Annotated in this window: 15 protein-coding genes and 1 rRNA gene; 9 read left to right on the top strand and 7 right to left on the bottom strand. The window is 56.3% G+C overall.

What is annotated here, in order from left to right; genetic code table 11:
* Positions 1-70: 70 nt before the first annotated feature.
* The 3 genes from mnmG to asnC form a co-directional block, all read right to left on the bottom strand.
* Positions 71-1,960: a tRNA uridine-5-carboxymethylaminomethyl(34) synthesis enzyme MnmG gene (gene mnmG, locus ACOTXT_RS08665; RefSeq protein ID WP_008500196.1), complete on the bottom strand. Its 1,890-nt coding sequence runs from the start codon at positions 1,958-1,960 to the stop codon at positions 71-73.
* Between the two features lie 374 nt (positions 1,961-2,334).
* The gene (gene mioC / locus ACOTXT_RS08660) at positions 2,335-2,784 is read right to left on the bottom strand and encodes an FMN-binding protein MioC (RefSeq protein ID WP_008500197.1); all 450 of its coding nucleotides are present in this window, start codon (positions 2,782-2,784) and stop codon (positions 2,335-2,337) included.
* 90 nt (positions 2,785-2,874) lie between these two features.
* Entirely contained in the window at positions 2,875-3,333 is a 459-nt protein-coding gene (gene asnC / locus ACOTXT_RS08655) for a transcriptional regulator AsnC (RefSeq protein WP_008500198.1), read from the bottom strand.
* A gap of 151 nt (positions 3,334-3,484) precedes the next feature.
* On the opposite strand from asnC, the gene asnA reads away from it, so the two are divergent.
* Positions 3,485-4,477 carry an aspartate--ammonia ligase gene (asnA, locus tag ACOTXT_RS08650; RefSeq protein WP_023345140.1) on the top strand — a complete coding sequence of 331 codons (993 nt, stop codon included), beginning with the start codon at positions 3,485-3,487 and terminating at the stop codon, positions 4,475-4,477.
* On the opposite strand, the gene viaA is transcribed toward asnA, so the two are convergent.
* Positions 4,478-5,929 (bottom strand): ATPase RavA stimulator ViaA, encoded by a 1,452-nt coding sequence (gene viaA, locus ACOTXT_RS08645; protein WP_008500200.1) that lies wholly within the window; start codon positions 5,927-5,929, stop codon positions 4,478-4,480.
* Positions 5,923-7,419 carry an ATPase RavA gene (ravA, locus tag ACOTXT_RS08640; protein ID WP_055321870.1) on the bottom strand — a complete coding sequence of 499 codons (1,497 nt, stop codon included), beginning with the start codon at positions 7,417-7,419 and terminating at the stop codon, positions 5,923-5,925. The genes viaA and ravA overlap by 7 nt, the downstream gene beginning before the upstream one ends.
* Positions 7,420-7,641: 222 nt before the next feature.
* Between ravA and kup the strand changes: the two genes are divergently transcribed.
* From kup to rbsR, 7 genes are all read left to right on the top strand, one after another.
* Positions 7,642-9,510: a low affinity potassium transporter Kup gene (gene kup, locus ACOTXT_RS08635; protein ID WP_021242659.1), complete on the top strand. Its 1,869-nt coding sequence runs from the start codon at positions 7,642-7,644 to the stop codon at positions 9,508-9,510.
* Between the two features lie 216 nt (positions 9,511-9,726).
* A complete protein-coding gene (gene rbsD / locus ACOTXT_RS08630; RefSeq protein ID WP_008503495.1) occupies positions 9,727-10,146 on the top strand; it encodes a D-ribose pyranase in 420 nt (139 codons plus the stop codon).
* A gap of 7 nt (positions 10,147-10,153) precedes the next feature.
* Positions 10,154-11,659, top strand: a complete 1,506-nt coding sequence (gene rbsA, locus ACOTXT_RS08625; protein WP_021242658.1) for a ribose ABC transporter ATP-binding protein RbsA — start codon at positions 10,154-10,156, stop codon at positions 11,657-11,659.
* Between the two features lie 4 nt (positions 11,660-11,663).
* Complete coding sequence (rbsC, locus tag ACOTXT_RS08620) at positions 11,664-12,629, top strand: ribose ABC transporter permease (protein ID WP_021242657.1); 966 nt, start codon at positions 11,664-11,666, stop codon at positions 12,627-12,629.
* Between the two features lie 27 nt (positions 12,630-12,656).
* Positions 12,657-13,547 carry a ribose ABC transporter substrate-binding protein RbsB gene (rbsB, locus tag ACOTXT_RS08615; RefSeq protein ID WP_008503498.1) on the top strand — a complete coding sequence of 297 codons (891 nt, stop codon included), beginning with the start codon at positions 12,657-12,659 and terminating at the stop codon, positions 13,545-13,547.
* A 106-nt stretch (positions 13,548-13,653) separates the two neighbouring features.
* Entirely contained in the window at positions 13,654-14,583 is a 930-nt protein-coding gene (gene rbsK / locus ACOTXT_RS08610; protein WP_055321871.1) for a ribokinase, read from the top strand.
* Between the two features lie 3 nt (positions 14,584-14,586).
* Positions 14,587-15,579, top strand: a complete 993-nt coding sequence (gene rbsR / locus ACOTXT_RS08605) for a ribose operon transcriptional repressor RbsR (RefSeq protein WP_021242654.1) — start codon at positions 14,587-14,589, stop codon at positions 15,577-15,579.
* Here rbsR and mdtD read toward each other — a convergent pair.
* Both mdtD and ACOTXT_RS08595 read right to left on the bottom strand, forming a co-directional pair.
* Positions 15,545-16,978, bottom strand: a complete 1,434-nt coding sequence (gene mdtD / locus ACOTXT_RS08600; RefSeq protein WP_021242653.1) for a multidrug transporter subunit MdtD — start codon at positions 16,976-16,978, stop codon at positions 15,545-15,547. The genes rbsR and mdtD overlap by 35 nt on opposite strands.
* Complete coding sequence (locus ACOTXT_RS08595) at positions 16,975-17,682, bottom strand: FadR/GntR family transcriptional regulator (RefSeq protein ID WP_032654257.1); 708 nt, start codon at positions 17,680-17,682, stop codon at positions 16,975-16,977. The genes mdtD and ACOTXT_RS08595 overlap by 4 nt, the downstream gene beginning before the upstream one ends.
* Positions 17,683-18,135: 453 nt before the next feature.
* On the opposite strand from ACOTXT_RS08595, the gene ACOTXT_RS08590 reads away from it, so the two are divergent.
* Positions 18,136-18,222 (top strand): 16S ribosomal RNA (locus ACOTXT_RS08590); the annotation flags it as partial.

The following is an 18,222-nucleotide window of genomic DNA, read 5'->3' as shown; positions in this document are numbered from 1 at the left end:
CTGCCGCTTACCGGGCCTACGAATAAGTAGGGCGGGTCAGCGAAGCGCCACCCGCCAAAAGCAATGTCAATTACGCGCTACGGCGCAACATGCCCTGCTTTTTCAGCCACACCAGCAGGATCGAAATCGCCGCCGGGGTCACGCCCGAGATGCGGGATGCCTGACCGATCGACACCGGTTTGTGATCGTTCAGCTTGGCGATCACTTCGTTGGAAAGGCCCGTCACCTGGCGGTAGTCCAGCATTTCCGGCAGCAGCGTGTTTTCGTTACGCTGCTGTTTTTCGATCTCATCCTGCTGACGGGCGATGTAACCTTCGTACTTCACCTGGATCTCGACCTGCTCTGCCGCTTCAGCGTCTTCCAGGCCCGGCGCGAACGCGGTCAGTTTGACCAGGTTCTCGTAGGTGACTTCTGGACGGCGCAGCAGATCTTCACCGCTGGCTTCGCGCGACAGCGGCGCGGTTAAGTGAGCGTTCACTTCAGCAGCGGTTTCCGCCTGCGGATTAACCCATGTGGTTTTCAGACGCTGACGTTCCTGCTCAATGCGCTCCAGCTTCTCGTTGAAGCGCGCCCAGCGCTCGTCATCGACCAGACCCAGCTCGCGGCCCATTTCGGTCAGACGCAGGTCGGCGTTATCTTCACGCAGCATCAGGCGATATTCCGCGCGAGAGGTAAACATACGGTACGGTTCTTTGGTACCCAGCGTGCAGAGATCGTCAACCAGCACGCCCAGATAAGCCTGAGAACGCGCCGGAGCCCAGCCCTCTTTCTCAGCAGAGAAGCGCGCGGCGTTCAGACCGGCAAGCAGGCCCTGTGCAGCCGCTTCTTCGTAGCCGGTGGTGCCGTTAATCTGACCCGCGAAGAACAGACCGTGGATGAATTTGCTCTCCAGGGTCGGCTTCAGGTCACGCGGATCGAAGAAATCGTACTCAATAGCGTAGCCAGGGCGAACGATTTTTGCGTTCTCCATACCCTGCATTGAGCGAACAATTTGCATCTGTACGTCGAACGGCAGGCTGGTGGAGATGCCGTTCGGGTAAATTTCGTTTGAGGTCAACCCTTCCGGCTCCAGGAAGATCTGGTGCTGGTTGCGATCGGCAAAGCGCATCACTTTGTCTTCGATCGACGGGCAGTAGCGTGGACCGATCCCTTCGATCACGCCGGCGTACATCGGGCTGCGATCGAGGTTATTGCGGATCACGTCATGGGTTTTCTCGTTGGTGTGCGTGATGTAGCACGGCACCTGCTGCGGATGCTGTGCCGCATTGCCCATAAACGAGAAGACCGGCATTGGGTTATCACCGTGCTGTTGCGCCAGCACGCTGAAATCAATGGTGCGCGCATCAATACGCGGCGGCGTACCGGTTTTCAGGCGGCTGACGCGCAGCGGCAGCTCGCGCAGACGGCGAGACAATGGGATAGACGGCGGATCGCCTGCACGGCCGCCGCTGTAGTTATCCAGACCAATATGAATTTTACCGTCAAGGAAGGTACCCACGGTCAACACCACGGCTTTAGCGCGGAATTTGAGGCCCATCTGGGTCACGGCGCCCACGACGCGATCGTTCTCAACGATAAGATCTTCAACCGCCTGCTGGAAGATCATCAGGTTCGGCTGGTTCTCCAGCGCGGTACGTACCGCCTGCCGATATAGTACGCGGTCTGCCTGAGCACGGGTCGCACGTACAGCGGGGCCTTTACTGGCGTTTAGTATCCTAAACTGAATGCCTGCGTGATCGATCGCCTTCGCCATCAGGCCGCCAAGTGCATCCACTTCTTTTACCAGGTGTCCTTTCCCAATGCCGCCAATCGCCGGATTACAGGACATTTGTCCCAGCGTGTCGATATTGTGTGTCAAAAGCAGGGTCTGCTGACCCATTCGCGCTGCGGCCATTGCGGCCTCAGTGCCTGCGTGACCCCCGCCAATGATGATGACGTCAAAAGGATCCTGATAAAACATGGTGGTCTGCCTCGCGTAAAGCGGTATGAAAATGGATTGAAGCCCGGGCCGTGGATTCTACTCAACTTTAGTCTTTCGAGAAAGCATTGGGATCCTGGGCTATTAAAAAGAAGATCTTTTTATTTAGAGATCTGTTCTATTGTGATCTCTTATTAGGATCGCGAACCCGTGTGGATAAGTCCGATCTCATAAAGAAGATCATGCAGTTAGAAAGGATCGTTTGCTGTGAATGATCGGTGATCCTGGACCGTATAAGCTGGGATCAGATCGCGACTTTATACACAGGCCAAAAACGGCGCTACGGTTGTTCTTTGGATAACTACGGGTTAATACGAGCTTTTAACCAGACTTATCCACATCTGTTCGCGCGATCTTTAATCGTTTTTGAGTAAATTTTTCCATTCCGCGAGCCAGATCTCGGCTGGATCCTCCGGAATGTCATGATCGAGGATGTTGATCTTGAGTGTTTCGCCCAGCTGTTTTGCTCCGCAGGAGGTCACAGCGGCTTCGACTTTCTCTATTGCCCCGCAAAAGGTGTCATATTCACGACTGCCGATCCCCACTGCGCCAAAACGGACGTTTGACAGGTCGGGCTGCTGTTCCAGCAGTTCGTCATATAAAGGTTGCAGGTTGTCCGGCAGATCGCCCGCGCCGTGCGTGGAGGTGATCAGCAGCCAGACCCCGTCAGTCGGGAGATCTTCCAGCAACGGGCCGTGCAGGGTTTCCGTAGAAAAGCCCGCCTCTTCCAGCTTTTCAGCCAGATGTTCCGCTACGTATTCCGCACCGCCAAGGGTGCTGCCGCTGATAAGGGTAATGTCCGCCATTGATCGCTCGCTCAGATAAAGAGACGGCCATTGTACGCTGTGAACGAGCTGGGATCTACCTGTGGAAAATGTGGGAATGAATTTGCCCGATCACGGGCGGATGGTACGCATGATCGGGTTTTGCAGGGAGATCAGGGTCTCGGTGGACTGAATTTCATCGATTGTTTGGATCTTGTTGATAAGTACCTGCTGGAGGGCGTCGATGGATCGGCACATGACCTTAATAAAGATGCTGTAGTGCCCGGTGGTGTAGTACGCCTCGGTGACTTCATCCAGCGCGTTTAGCTTCGCCAGGGCGGAGGGGTAGTCTTTGGCGCTTTTTAGAATGATGCCGATGAAGCAGCAGACGTCGTAACCCAGCTGCTTCGGGCTGACGTCAATGCGCGCGCCGGTAATGATCCCCGCCTGCTTCATCTTCTCTACGCGAACGTGGATGGTGCCCGGGCTGACGCCAAACTGTTTCGCCAGTTCGGCGTAGGCGGTACGGGCATTGGCCATTAACGCCTCCAGAATGCCGCGGTCGAGATTGTCGATCTGATAATTTTCCATAGCTTTTTCTTATGAAGATTAATGAATCACTCTATTCTAGCGCCTTATTTTATCGAATCAAAAGTGAAGGCGGCTTTTTGCTGATGGGTTATTGAATAAGGTGTCATTTCTGTTGCTTAATCAATATCAACAGGACGCAGGAGTATAAATAATGAAAACCGCTTACATCGCAAAACAACGCCAGATCAGTTTCGTAAAATCCCATTTTTCCCGCCAGCTTGAAGAGAAGCTTGGGCTGATTGAAGTCCAGGCCCCGATCCTCAGCCGCGTGGGTGACGGGACGCAGGATAACCTCTCTGGATGCGAAAAAGCGGTACAGGTAAAAGTGAAAACGCTGCCAGACGCCCAGTTCGAAGTGGTTCATTCACTGGCGAAGTGGAAGCGTCAGACCCTGGGACAACATGACTTCAGCGCGGGCGAAGGGCTCTACACGCACATGAAAGCCCTTCGCCCCGATGAAGACCGCCTGTCTCCCATTCATTCCGTTTACGTTGACCAGTGGGACTGGGAGCGCGTGATGGGCGATGGTGAGCGCCACGTTGGCACGCTGAAGTCTACCGTTGAGGCGATCTACGCCGGGATCAAAGCGACCGAAGCGGCCGTAAGCAAAGCGTTTGGTCTGGCACCGTTCCTGCCTGAAACGATCCACTTTGTACACAGCCAGGAATTGCTGACCCGTTTCCCGGATCTGGATGCCAAAGGCCGCGAGCGGGCGATCGCCAAAGAGCTCGGGGCGGTGTTCCTGATTGGGATCGGCGGCAAGCTGTCTGATGGCAAACGCCACGACGTTCGTGCGCCGGATTATGATGACTGGAGCACCACCGGTGAGGGGGAATTTGCCGGGCTGAACGGCGATATTCTGGTCTGGAACCCGGTGCTGGAAGACGCATTCGAGCTTTCTTCTATGGGGATCCGCGTGGATGCTGAGGCGCTGAAGCGCCAGCTGGCGGTGACCGGAGATGAAGATCGTCTCAAACTGGAGTGGCACCAGGCGCTGCTGCGTGGGGAAATGCCGCAGACGATTGGCGGCGGTATCGGCCAGTCCCGTCTGACCATGCTGCTGCTTCAGTTGCCCCATATTGGTCAGGTGCAGTGTGGCGTCTGGCCGCAGCAGGTACGTGAAAGCGTCGGTTCTCTTCTGTAATTAACGCTGCCAGCGTCTGAGCAGGCGGCTACGCAACCCGGTATCAAAGCGCCAGATATGATCGAAGATGCGCATGATGCCGGGTTTTCCATGGGCGGACATCGCCACCGCATGAAAACGGTGCTGATGCACACGCTGTAATTCCTTCACTTTATTGACCACGTCATCCGGCAGCCGCTGGGCAATAAAATCGGATATCACTACCGCGTCAGCGTCATACCAGTCGCCGCCCTGCATCCGCTCTACGATGCTGCGAAAACAGCTGGCCAGATCGGTTCCGCCGCGAAAGCGCTGGCTCAGGAAGCGGATTGCCTGCTCGATCCCCTGCTGGTTCGTCAGCTCATAGCCCACGACTTCGCTGGAGAACAGCATAATGAAGCAGCGACGGCGATCGGCGAGCGCCACGCGCATCAGCGCCAGACAGAACGCCTTTGCACACTGCTCGTTAAACCCGCCCATGGAGCCGGACGTATCCACGCAGACAATAAATGGCCCGCGCGGCTGCTCGTCAAAATCCTGATGAATGACCGGCCGCTGGCTGACTTTCTCGCGCCAGGCTTCACCGTGCAGCCGGTAGGTGAGGAGCTGTTTTTCCACCAGCCGACGGTAAAACTCGTACTCCAGCTCGGTCATCCCGAGCGTGCTCAGCTCCGTGGGCAGCAGGCGCAGAATATCATCGCTCTGCTGGAGCCCGTCGACCTGCTCTGGAACGGTGGCCGGCTCACGCACCAGGGTGCGGAAGGTTTCCATCGGGGCGTCTTTCTTTGGAACCGACTTTGCCTCCCTTGAACGTCCCAGCTGTTCTGCAAGCTTCATCAGCTCGGGCTGCTGCGCCAGAAAATCGCCGTACTTGACGATCAACTGATAGTCCCCGCGCCGGAGCTGGCCGGCGCTCATATCCCAGAGACGCCCTGCGGCGTTCTCATTTTCCACCAGCACCTGCTCAAGCTGGCCGCTTAAGGTCATGCGTTCCTGAACTTCACTGAGCAGCTGTTCGCGCTCTTCATCCAGCAGCTGCTGGTTTAGCGTCGTGGCCTGCACCACCAGGCTGAGACGCCAGCGCTGTAAGAAGAGGGTGTGCAGTGCGGGAGTGAACGTGGCGTTGTCCGTGACCAGCCCCCGGGCCTGGCTGGCAAACGGGGAGTGGACCTTGTCGAGCAACGTCAGGGTTTGCGGAAGCTGGACGATAAACTGCGACGTGGAAAGTCGCTGGCACTGCTGATAGCAGGCCACTTCTTCCGTTAACTCAGGGGGGACTTCGGTCTCTTTAAACCGTTGACGCAGGTTATCCCGCCAGCGCGGAAGATCGTCGGTCATCGCCTTTTTGAGCTTCGGAAATTTTTCAAAGAAGGCCGCCAGCTGCGGTGAAGCCAGAAGGGTGATCACCACTTCTTCGATCAACCCTTCCTCGCTGACGGCCAGCATGACGTTAAGCGTATCCAGGGTTAGCATTGACGCGCCTGTTTGATCTGCGCGCTGACGTCCTGCAGGCTGGCTTCGATGCGGCCTAACCAGTCGCTATGGATAAAGAGGCATTTTTGCTGCTCGCTAAAGCGGGTGTGCTGCTGGTGCCATTCGGTGTCCAGCGCGTCCAGCTGCTGCTTAATCTCTTCGGGGACGCTCTCAGAGGCGGTTCCCGGAAGCGCAAGACGCGAGCCCTGCAGGCTGACGTCGCGGATCACCAGGTGCTGGCTGCTGTCCACTTCCATGGTCAGCGGCTGCGCGAAACCGATGCCGTTGAGCTTTCCGCGGATCTCTCCGCCCTTATCCAGCCACTGCGCCAGCGTCTCGCGCTCAATCGTCACGTGCACCACCTGCATATCATGCAGCTTGAGCGGCTGCTGAAGCAGCAGGGTCAGCGTCGGGCTGGTGAGTTCGGCGGGTAATTCATAGTGCGGTTTGCGGGCGAACATCCCCCCCAGGCGATTCACTTTCAGCGCGGTTTTATCACTTTGCTGCTGCTGAAGCTGGATGCGCCGCTGGGCAATCGCCCCCAGCTGATTGAGCATCGCCTGCTGTCCCCAGGCGTGTCCGGTCATCAAAACGTCGAGCTGCTGCTGCATCAGATTCATGCCTTCCGCGTCGTGCCAGAGGCAGTCTTTCAGCAGGATCAGATCGATGGGCGCAACGGCATCGCGACCGCTGAACAGGGCGCTGGCCTGCAGCAGGCGGATCGCTTTTTTCCAGCGGCGATCGGAGACATAGGGGGCAGAGGGCAGTAAATCAAGCTGCTGGCGCAGCATGAAAATCAGCTCGAAGACGGAATCAGGCAGCTTAATTTTACCGATCTCTTCCTGCCACTGGTAATACTCCTCGTCTGATACCTGCAATGACGCTGCTACCGGGTTCTCGTTCTCATCCTGCTGGCTGACCAGCATGGAACGGAAGTTGGACTTATCCTGCACTTTGTCCAGCCACAGGCGGATCAGCATACGGTCATACAGCGCTTCCAGGCTGCTGTCGGCTTCAGGCAGTTCGTTTGAGGCGGCCACCAGCAGGCGCATCGGGATTTTCTCTTCACTGGCGCCGTTGCGGAACCGACGTTCGTTTATCGCCGTGAGCAGGGTGTTCAGAATGGCCGGGCCGGCTTTCCAGATCTCATCAAGGAAGACAATTTCTGCCTCAGGCAGATACCCCGCTGTCAGGCGCTCGTAGCGCCCTTCATCTTTCAGCGCCTGAATGGAAAGGGGGCCAAACACCTCTTCCGGGGTGGAAAAGCGGGTCATCAGGTATTCAAACGCGCGGGCGTTCTTAAAAGCAAACTTAAGCCTGCGGGCAATCAGGCTTTTGGCGATGCCCGGCGGCCCAAGCAGAAACACGCTTTCACCGCTCAATGCTGCCAGTAAACAGAGGCGAATGGCGTGGCTACGCTCGAAAAGGCCTTTCTCCAGCGCGCTGCTGAGGCGGGAAATTCTTTCTGCTAATAAATGTGAGTGAGCCATAATAGTTTTGCATCCTTTCGCCGTCGTGGCGGCCAATTGAAGCGAGTATAGACGTTTCAGTCAGGGCTGGTAATAGGCTGAAGTGCGGCGCAATTTTCTTTGCGCTACATTAATGCGGTTGCATTTAGGGGTACGATTTTGCAATGAATCGTGCATACTGTGCGCTTTTTGTGGGCCAAGGGACCAGGAACACATTTGTTATTTAAACGAAAAGACTAGTCTATGAGCACTGATAATAAGCAATCATTACCCGCAATTACGCTTGCGGCGATCGGGGTTGTCTACGGTGATATTGGCACCAGCCCGCTTTATACGCTTCGTGAATGTTTGTCCGGCCAGTTTGGCTTTGGTGTTGAGCGCGATGCCGTGTTTGGCTTCCTGTCCCTCATCTTCTGGCTGCTGATTCTGGTCGTTTCCGTTAAGTATCTCTCCTTCGTTATGCGCGCTGATAACGCGGGCGAAGGCGGTATCCTGACCCTGATGTCCCTTGCAGGGCGCAACACCTCCGCCAGAATGACCTCCGTGCTGGTGATTATCGGCCTGATTGGCGGCAGCTTCTTCTACGGAGAGGTGGTTATCACGCCCGCGATTTCGGTCCTCTCGGCGATAGAGGGGCTGGAGATCATCGCGCCACAGCTTGATACGTGGGTGGTCCCGCTGGCGATAATCGTGTTGACGCTGCTGTTTGTGATCCAGAAGCACGGTACCGGGCTGGTGGGAAAACTGTTTGCGCCGATTATGCTGGCCTGGTTCCTGATCCTGGCGGCGCTCGGTTTACGCAGCATTATCGCGAACCCGGAAGTGCTGCATGCGCTGAACCCATACTGGGCCGTGCATTTCTTCCTCGAATACAAAGTAGTTTCCTTCGTGGCGCTGGGGGCGGTCGTGCTCTCCATCACCGGTGTGGAAGCGCTGTATGCGGATATGGGTCACTTCGGAAAGCTGCCTATCCGCGTGGCCTGGTTTTTGGTTGTGCTGCCGTCGCTGGTGCTCAACTACTTCGGCCAGGGCGCGCTGTTGCTCAAAAACCCGGAGGCGATCAAGAACCCGTTCTTCCTGCTGGCGCCTGACTGGGCGCTGGTGCCGATGCTGATTCTGGCGACGCTGGCGACCGTCATTGCTTCTCAGGCGGTGATTTCCGGCGTGTTTTCTCTGACGCGCCAGGCCGTGCGTCTGGGGTATCTCTCACCGATGCGCATCATTCATACCTCAGAGATGGAGTCGGGCCAGATCTACATCCCGTTCGTTAACTGGCTGCTCTACTTCGCTGTTGTGATTGTGATTGTCAGCTTCGAGCACTCCAGCAACCTGGCGGCGGCGTACGGTATTGCGGTAACCGGCACCATGGTGCTGACATCGCTTCTCTCCACCACGGTGGCGTACCGTAACTGGCACTGGAATAAATTCCTCGTGGCGATGATTCTGGTGGGCTTCCTGTGTATTGACGTGCCGCTGTTCTCTGCGAACCTCGACAAGATTGTCTCCGGCGGCTGGCTGCCGCTGACGCTGGGGCTGGTGATGTTCATTGTCATGACCACGTGGAAAAGCGAGCGCTTCCGCCTGCTGCGCCGTATGCATGAGCACGGGAATTCTCTGGAGGCGATGATCGCTTCGCTGGAGAAATCCCCGCCGGTCCGCGTGCCCGGCACCGCGGTGTACATGTCTCGTGCCCTGAACGTGATCCCGTTCGCGCTGATGCATAACCTCAAGCACAACAAAGTGCTGCACGAGCGCGTGATCCTGCTGACGCTGCGTACCGAAGATGCGCCATATGTTCACAACGTACGCCGCGTGCAGATTGAGCAGCTCTCCCCGACCTTCTGGCGCGTGGTGGCAAGCTACGGCTGGCGCGAAACGCCGAACGTGGAAGAGGTGTTCCACCGCTGCGGTCTGGAAGGCTTAAGCTGCCGCATGATGGAGACGTCGTTCTTTATGTCCCACGAGTCGCTGATCATCGGTAAGCGCCCGTGGTACCTGCGCCTGCGCGGTAAGCTGTATCTCATCCTGCAACGTAACGCCCTGCGTGCGCCTGACCAGTTTGAGATCCCGCCTAACCGCGTGATAGAGCTGGGTACGCAGGTCGAGATTTAAGTCCTTTCCAAAATGCCGGGTGGCGCTGCGCTTACCCGGCCTACCAAACCCGTAGGCCCGTGCAAGCGAAGCGCCGCAGGGCAATTTCTCCCATCAATATTTCACTTAGCGAAACGTTTCGACGTCGATCACAAATCTGTTACGTCATGGTGGTTTTCTGAACATTTCTGAGGCTACACTTCTTTTAGCGAAACGTTTCGCTAGTGGAGCAAAAAAATGAAGAAAGGCACTGTACTCAACTCAGAAATCTCGTCGGTGATTTCCCGTCTTGGGCATACCGATACGCTGGTGGTTTGCGATGCAGGCTTACCGGTTCCGCGCAGCACAACCCGTATTGATATGGCGTTAACGCAGGGCGTACCTTCGTTTATGCAGGTACTGGACGTGGTGACCGCGGAGATGCAGGTTGAGGCGGCCATTCTCGCGGCGGAAATCAAACAACATAATCCGCAGCTCCACGAAACGTTGCTCAGCCATCTTGAGCAGCTGCAACAACACCAGGGAAACACCATCGAAATTCGTTACACAACGCACGAACAATTCAAACAACAAACCGCAGACAGTCAGGCGGTGATTCGCAGCGGGGAGTGTTCCCCGTATGCGAATATCATTCTCTGTGCTGGCGTCACCTTCTGAGGCCATCATGGACGCATTACTGCAACTCAAAGGGATCGATAAGTCGTTCCCGGGCGTAAAAGCCCTCTCCGGCGCGGCGCTGAACGTTTACCCCGGGCGCGTAATGGCGCTGGTGGGCGAAAACGGCGCCGGCAAATCCACCATGATGAAAGTGCTGACCGGTATCTATCAACGCGATGCCGGTTCACTCCTCTGGCTGGGTAAAGAAACCACCTTCACTGGCCCGAAATCTTCTCAGGAAGCGGGTATCGGCATTATTCACCAGGAGCTGAACCTGATCCCGCAGCTCACCATTGCGGAGAACATCTTCCTCGGCCGTGAGTTCGTGAATCGCTTCGGTAAGATCGACTGGAAAACCATGTACGCCGAAGCCGACAAGCTGCTGGCGAAGCTGAACCTGCGCTTTAAGAGCGACCGGCTGGTCGGCGATCTCTCCATCGGCGATCAGCAGATGGTGGAAATCGCGAAGGTGCTGAGCTTTGAGTCGAAGGTCATCATTATGGATGAACCGACCGACGCCCTGACCGATACCGAAACCGAATCCCTGTTCCGCGTTATCCGCGAGCTGAAATCGCAGGGGCGCGGGATTGTCTATATCTCTCACCGCATGAAAGAGATCTTTGAAATCTGCGATGACGTCACCGTTTTCCGCGACGGGCAGTTTATTGCCGAGCGCGAAGTGGCCACGCTGACGGAAGATACGCTCATTGAAATGATGGTGGGACGCAAGCTTGAAGATCAGTATCCGCATCTGGATAAAGCGCCGGGTGAGATCCGCCTGAAGGTGGATAACCTCTGCGGCCCGGGTGTGAACGACGTCACCTTTACCCTGCGCCAGGGCGAGATCCTGGGCGTGGCGGGCCTGATGGGCGCGGGACGAACCGAGCTGATGAAAGTGTTGTACGGCGCACTGCCGCGCACCAGCGGTTATGTCACCCTCGACGGCCATGAAGTGGTCACCCGCTCCCCGCAGGATGGTCTGGCGAACGGCATCGTCTATATCTCCGAAGACCGCAAACGCGACGGCTTAGTGCTGGGCATGTCGGTAAAAGAGAACATGTCCCTGACCGCGCTGCGCTATTTCAGCCACAGCGGCGGCAGCCTGAAGCATAAAGACGAGCAGCAGGCGGTCAGCGATTTTATCCGTCTCTTTAATGTTAAAACGCCGTCGATGGAGCAGGCGATTGGCCTGTTGTCCGGCGGGAATCAGCAGAAAGTGGCAATTGCGCGCGGGCTGATGACGCGCCCGAAAGTGTTGATCCTCGACGAGCCAACCCGCGGCGTAGACGTGGGGGCGAAGAAAGAGATCTATCAGCTGATTAACCAGTTTAAGGCCGACGGTCTGAGCATCATTCTGGTCTCTTCCGAGATGCCAGAAGTATTGGGCATGAGCGATCGCATTATCGTCATGCATGAAGGGCATCTCGGCGGTGAATTCACTCGCGAGCAGGCCACCCAGGAAGTTCTGATGGCTGCCGCTGTGGGCAAGCTTAATCGCGTGAATCAGGAGTAAGAAGATGACTACCCAGGCTGTTTCTGGTCGCCGCTATTTCACAAAGGCGTGGCTGATGGAACAAAAATCGCTCATTGCCCTGCTGGTGCTGATCGCGATTGTGTCGACCATGAGCCCGAATTTCTTCACCGTAAATAACCTGTTCAACATTCTGCAGCAGACGTCGGTGAACGCCATTATGGCGGTCGGCATGACGCTGGTGATTTTGACCTCAGGGATCGATCTGTCCGTCGGTTCCCTGCTGGCCCTCACCGGTGCGATCGCCGCTTCGCTTGTCGGGATTGAAGTCAACGCGCTGGTGGCCGTGGCCGCAGCTCTGGCGGCAGGCGCGGCGATTGGCGCCGTCACCGGCGTGATTGTGGCAAAAGGCCGCGTTCAGGCGTTCATCGCGACGCTGGTGATGATGCTGCTGCTGCGCGGGGTGACCATGGTTTATACCAACGGCAGCCCGGTCAATACCGGCTTCACCGATAACGCCGATCTGTTTGGCTGGTTCGGTATCGGTCGCCCGCTGGGTGTCCCGACGCCGGTCTGGATCATGGCTATCGTCTTCCTGGCGGCGTGGTACATGCTGCACCATACCCGTCTGGGCCGTTATATCTATGCGCTGGGCGGTAACGAAGCGGCAACGCGCCTGTCCGGTATCAGCGTTAATAAAGTCAAAGTTATCGTGTATTCCCTGTGTGGTCTGCTGGCGTCACTGGCGGGCATCATCGAAGTGGCGCGCCTCTCTTCCGCGCAGCCGACGGCGGGTACGGGGTATGAGCTGGATGCTATCGCGGCAGTGGTTCTGGGCGGTACGAGTCTGGCGGGCGGTAAAGGTCGCATTGTTGGGACATTGATCGGCGCACTGATTCTCGGTTTCCTGAATAATGGTTTGAATTTGTTAGGTGTTTCCTCCTATTACCAGATGATCGTTAAGGCAGTGGTGATTTTGCTGGCGGTACTGGTAGACAACAAAAAACAGTAACTGACGACACTACAGGACATCTTAGATATGAATATGAAAAAACTGGCTACCCTGGTTTCTGCTGTCGCGCTGAGCGCAACCGTAAGTGCTAACGCCATGGCGAAAGATACCATCGCGCTGGTTGTCTCTACGCTGAACAACCCGTTCTTCGTCTCCCTGAAGGACGGTGCGCAGAAAGAAGCGGATAAACTGGGCTACAACCTGGTGGTACTGGATTCACAGAACAACCCGGCGAAAGAGCTGGCTAACGTTCAGGACTTAACCGTTCGTGGTACCAAAATTCTGCTGATCAACCCAACCGATTCCGATGCCGTAGGCAACGCCGTGAAGATGGCAAACCAGGCGAAGATCCCGGTGATCACTCTGGACCGTCAGGCAACGAAAGGCGACGTGGTGAGCCACATTGCGTCTGACAACGTGCTGGGCGGCAAAATTGCGGGTGACTACATTGCGAAGAAAGCCGGTGAAGGCGCTAAAGTCATCGAACTGCAGGGGATTGCCGGTACGTCTGCCGCCCGCGAGCGTGGCGAAGGCTTCCAGCAGGCGGTTGCAGCGCACAAATTCAACGTACTGGCTAGCCAGCCGGCAGACTTCGACCGTACTAAAGGTCTGAACGTCATGCAGAACCTGCTGACCGCACATCCTGACGTGCAGGCGGTATTCGCGCAGAACGACGAAATGGCGCTGGGTGCGCTGCGCGCTCTGCAGACTGCAGGTAAATCTGATGTGATGGTTGTCGGATTTGACGGCACGCCGGATGGTGAAAAAGCAGTAAACGATGGCAAACTGGCTGCGACCATCGCTCAGCTGCCTGAGCAGATTGGCGCGACTGGCGTTGAAACTGCCGACAAAGTGCTGAAGGGCGAAAAAGTTCAGGCTAAATACCCTGTTGACCTGAAACTGGTTATCAAGCAGTAAAAGGCGAATCAGGCCGTCACTGGCGGCCTGAGGGACACCAATAAAGAAAAGTGTGGCATACGCCACCGGGTAACACCGGTGGCGCTCTCAGATGGACAACCCAACCATGAAAACCGCAGGCAACCTCGTCGTCCTTGGCAGTATCAATGCCGATCACATTCTTAACCTTGAATCGTTCCCTGCACCGGGCGAAACCGTCACGGGTAACCAGTATCAGGTCGCATTCGGCGGTAAAGGGGCAAACCAGGCCGTCGCTGCCGGTCGCAGCGGGGCGAATATTGCGTTTATCGCCTGCACGGGTGATGACGATACCGGCGAGCGCGTACGCAAGCAGCTGGCGAGCGACAACATCGATATCGCACCGGTCAGCGTTGTTGCAGGGGAATCTACCGGCGTGGCGCTGATTTTCGTCAACGCAGAAGGTGAGAATGTCATCGGTATTCATGCTGGCGCTAACGCAGCGCTGACGACGGAGCGCGTGGAAGCGCAACGTGCAATCATTGGCGGCGCCGAGGCCCTGCTGATGCAGCTGGAGTCGCCGGTTGAAAGCGTGCTGGCCGCGGCCAAAATTGCGCATGAAAATCATACCACTGTCGTACTTAACCCGGCCCCAGCCCGTGTATTATCAGACGAGCTGCTGGCGCTGGTGGATATCATCACGCCGAACGAAACCGAAGCCGAAAAGCTGACGGGCATTCGCGTAGAAAACGATGACGATGCCGCGAGAGCCGCGCGTGCGCTGCACGACAAAGGCATCAGAACCGTGATCATCACCCTGGGCAGCCGTGGGGTATGGGCAAGCGTAAACGGTGAAGGCCGTCGCGTGCCGGGCTTTAAGGTGAAGGCGATTGATACCATCGCAGCGGGAGACACCTTCAATGGTGCGCTGGTGACCGCGCTGCTGGAAGGCAAGAAAATGGATGATGCGATCCGCTTCGCGCATGCCGCTGCCGCGATTGCGGTGACGCGCAAGGGCGCTCAGCCTTCCGTTCCGTGGCGTAAAGAGATCGATGAATTCTTAAGTCAGCAGGGGTAACGCTTGGCCACAATGAAAGATGTCGCCCGCCTGGCGGGCGTTTCTACCTCGACGGTGTCTCACGTCATTAATAACGATCGCTTCGTCAGCGAGGCGATTCGGGAAAAAGTCGAAGCGGCAGTAAAAGATCTCAACTATGCGCCGTCTGCACTGGCGCGCAGCCTTAAGCTCAACCAGACGCGTACGATCGGTATGCTGATCACCGCCAGTACCAACCCCTTTTATTCTGAGCTGGTTCGCGGCGTGGAGCGCAGCTGCTTCGAGCGTGGCTACAGCCTGGTGCTGTGCAATACCGAAGGGGACGAGCAGCGCATGAACCGTAACCTGGAAACGCTGATGCAAAAACGCGTCGACGGGCTACTGCTGCTGTGTACCGAAACGCACCAGCCGTCGAAAGAGATTATCCAGCGCTATCCCTCCATTCCCACGGTGATGATGGACTGGGCGCCGTTCGACGGCACCAGCGACCTCATTCAGGATAACTCTCTGCTGGGGGGCGATATGGCCACCCAGTATTTGATCGATAAAGGCTATACCCGCATTGCCTGTATTACCGGTCCGCTGGACAAAACCCCGGCGCGTTTGCGTCTGGAAGGATATCTCGCCGCGATGGCGCGGGCGGGACTTTCCGTGCCGGAAGGGTACCGTATTACCGGTGATTTTGAGTTTCACGGTGGTTTTGAAGCGATGCAGACGCTGCTGGCGCAACCGCAGCGTCCGCAGGCGGTGTTTATCGGCAACGACGCCATGGCGTTTGGCGCCTATCAGGCGTTATATCAGGCCGGTTTGCGCGTTCCCCATGATATGGCGGTAATCGGCTACGATGATATCGAGCTGGCCAGCTATATGACGCCGCCGCTCACCACCATTCATCAGCCAAAAGATGAACTGGGCGAGCTGGCCATCGATGTGTTGATCCACCGAATGGCTCAGCCCACGCTGCAGCAGCAGCGCCTGCAGCTTACTCCTGTTCTGATGGAACGCGGTTCGGTTTAGCTTTCTCTTTGTGACGCTCTTTAATCAGGTTTCGGCCGTCTTTCGGTTTTAACAGCATAAAGACCAGCGCTGAAACGACGGTGAGTGCGCCCATGGTGATAAAGGTATAGTGGAACTGCTCGACGGTGTTCGCGCTGTCGAAACCTTCATAAAACCGCAGTACCGCCGCGCTCACTGCAACCCCTAAACTGATCGACAGCTGCTGTGTGACTGCCAGCACGCTGTTGCCGCTACTGGCGTTCTCGTCGGTCAGATCCGCAAGGGTGATGGTGTTCATCGATGTGAACTGCGTCGACATCGCCATGCCCAGCACAAACAGCGGCAGGATCAGCATCCAGACGGGAAGCGAGGCGGACTGCAGCGAGAACTGCGCAATCATCAGACCGATAAAGACCGTCACGCCAACCAGCGTTTTGCGATAGCCAAACCAGCGTAGCACCTGCGTCACGGTCGATTTTGCCAGAATCGAGCCCATCGCCGTGGGCGCCATCATGCAGCCGGCAATCAGTGCCGGATAGCCGAAACCAACCTGCAGCATCAGCGGCATCAGGAACGGTACGCAGCCCGTCCCCAGACGCGAGGCAATGTTTCCCGCGATCCCGACGGAAAACGTTCGGGTGTTGAAGAGCCCAAGAGAGATTAACGGCGTCGGATGGCGGCGCGCGTGACGTATATAAAGAAGGAAAAGCAGAATCCCGGCGAGGATAACGGAGAGCGCCATCCACGTCGCGACGATCTTCTCGCCAAACAGCTCCATCCCGCTGGAGAAGAGCACCAGGCTCAGGCCAAACAGGAAGAAGCCGCCCATATCGAAGCTGCGCCTTGGCGTGGTGAAGTTCGGCATATATTTGCGGGCATACAGCAGCCCCGCAACGCCAATCGGAATATTAATCAGGAAGATCCAGTGCCAGCTTGCCCAGGTGACAAACACGCCACCGAGTACCGGGCCAAGTATCGGGCCGACCAGTCCCGGCATGGTGACGAAGTTGAGCACGGGAAGCAGTTCGCTTCGCGGGTAGGCTCGCAGCAGGGCAAGACGCGCCACGGGCATCATCATCGCACCGCCGATGCCCTGTAATACGCGGAAGATAACCAGCTCCGTTAAGGACGAGGAGAGCGCACAGGCCAGCGAACCGAGCGTAAAGAGCGTTACGGCCAGCATGAAAACTCTGCGGGTGCCGAAGCGGTCGGCCAGCCAGCCGCTAACAGGGATCAGCATCGCGACCGTCAGGGTATAGCTGATGATGGCGGACTGCATCGCCAGCGGGGAACGGTTGAGGCTTTGCGCAATAGCGGGAAGCGCGGTGTTGAGGATGGTGGCATCCAGTGCCTGCATAAAAAACGCCATGGCTGCAATCCACGGCAATCCGGCCATGCTGCGCGCTTTTTTCTTTGTCATTTACTTACCTGCTGGTGGGTTGGCGCTGCCAGCAATGCCTGGCACGCACTCAGGGCTCGCTGCCCGTCGCTTTCCTGAATGGCATCCACTATCGCCTGGTGCCATTCCAGTTTTACCACGTCGTCTTGTGTAATAGAGGTAAAGTAAGTGTGGTACACCGAATGGAATAAAGAGGCAAAAGAGGTGAGGAACGGATTGGCGCTCATCATATAGATATGTTCATGCCAGGCCATATCGACCTCAACCCAGCGTTCGCGGTTGAAGTGTTTTTTCAGGAACACCATCTCTTCCATCAACGCGTTAAGCTGCGCTTTCTGCTCTGCTGTTCCAAGCGTGGCAGCAAGCAGACATGCCTGAGGCTCAAGGCTACTGCGCATTACCAGAAAGTGATCGATCACCTGATGAAAGTTGTCTTCCGTCATCCACCAGGAGAGCAGCTCCTGATCGAGAAAATTCCAGTTACTCTGTGGCATCACGCGTGTGCCAATACGAGGACGCGGAAGCACCATTCCTTTCGCCGTCAGGGTTTTCACCGCTTCGCGCACGGCGGTACGGCTCACCCCAAACTGCTCACCCAGCTCCATTTCACCCGGCAGGATGCTTCCCGGGGCATATTTACCCGCTAAAATCCGCTGAGCCAGCTTTTCGGCCAGCACATAAGACAGGTTTTTTTGGGCGGCCAGCTGTTGCGCGCTTAATGGCATCGCTTTTATTCCTTAAAGATTCATGCTGATAATTATGCCACCGTGAATGTGATTGTGGTTGCAGATACATCAAATAGAACAATTTGTAGCTTGATTTCACCTCTGTTGGTGAAAAAAAACGCGGATGGAAACTTTTTTTAAATTTCCTCTTGTCACATCAGAATAACTCCCTATAATGCGCCTCCACTGACACGGAACAACGGCACACACGCCGCCGGGTCAGCAGAGAATAGCGAAAATAAACGCTTGACTCTGAAGCGGGAAAGCGTAATATGCACACCCCGCGCCGCAGCGAAAACGAAGCGGCACTGCTCTTTAACAATTTATCAGACAATCTGTGTGGGCACTCAAAGTGACATGGATTCTTAATGTCTTCGGACAATAAATGAATACCAAGTCTCTGAGTGAACATACGTAATTCATTACGAAGTTTAATTCACGAGCATCAAACTTAAATTGAAGAGTTTGATCATGGCTCAGATTGAACGCTGGCGGCAGGCCTAACACATGCAAGTCGAGCGGCAGCGGAAAGTAGCTTGC

The sequence above is a fragment of the Enterobacter cloacae complex sp. IR5422 genome (assembly GCF_049238165.1).
Classification (GTDB): domain Bacteria; phylum Pseudomonadota; class Gammaproteobacteria; order Enterobacterales; family Enterobacteriaceae; genus Enterobacter; species Enterobacter roggenkampii.
The sequence above is the reverse complement of the archived record's forward strand: the minus strand, read 5'-3'. Positions and strand labels throughout refer to the sequence as shown.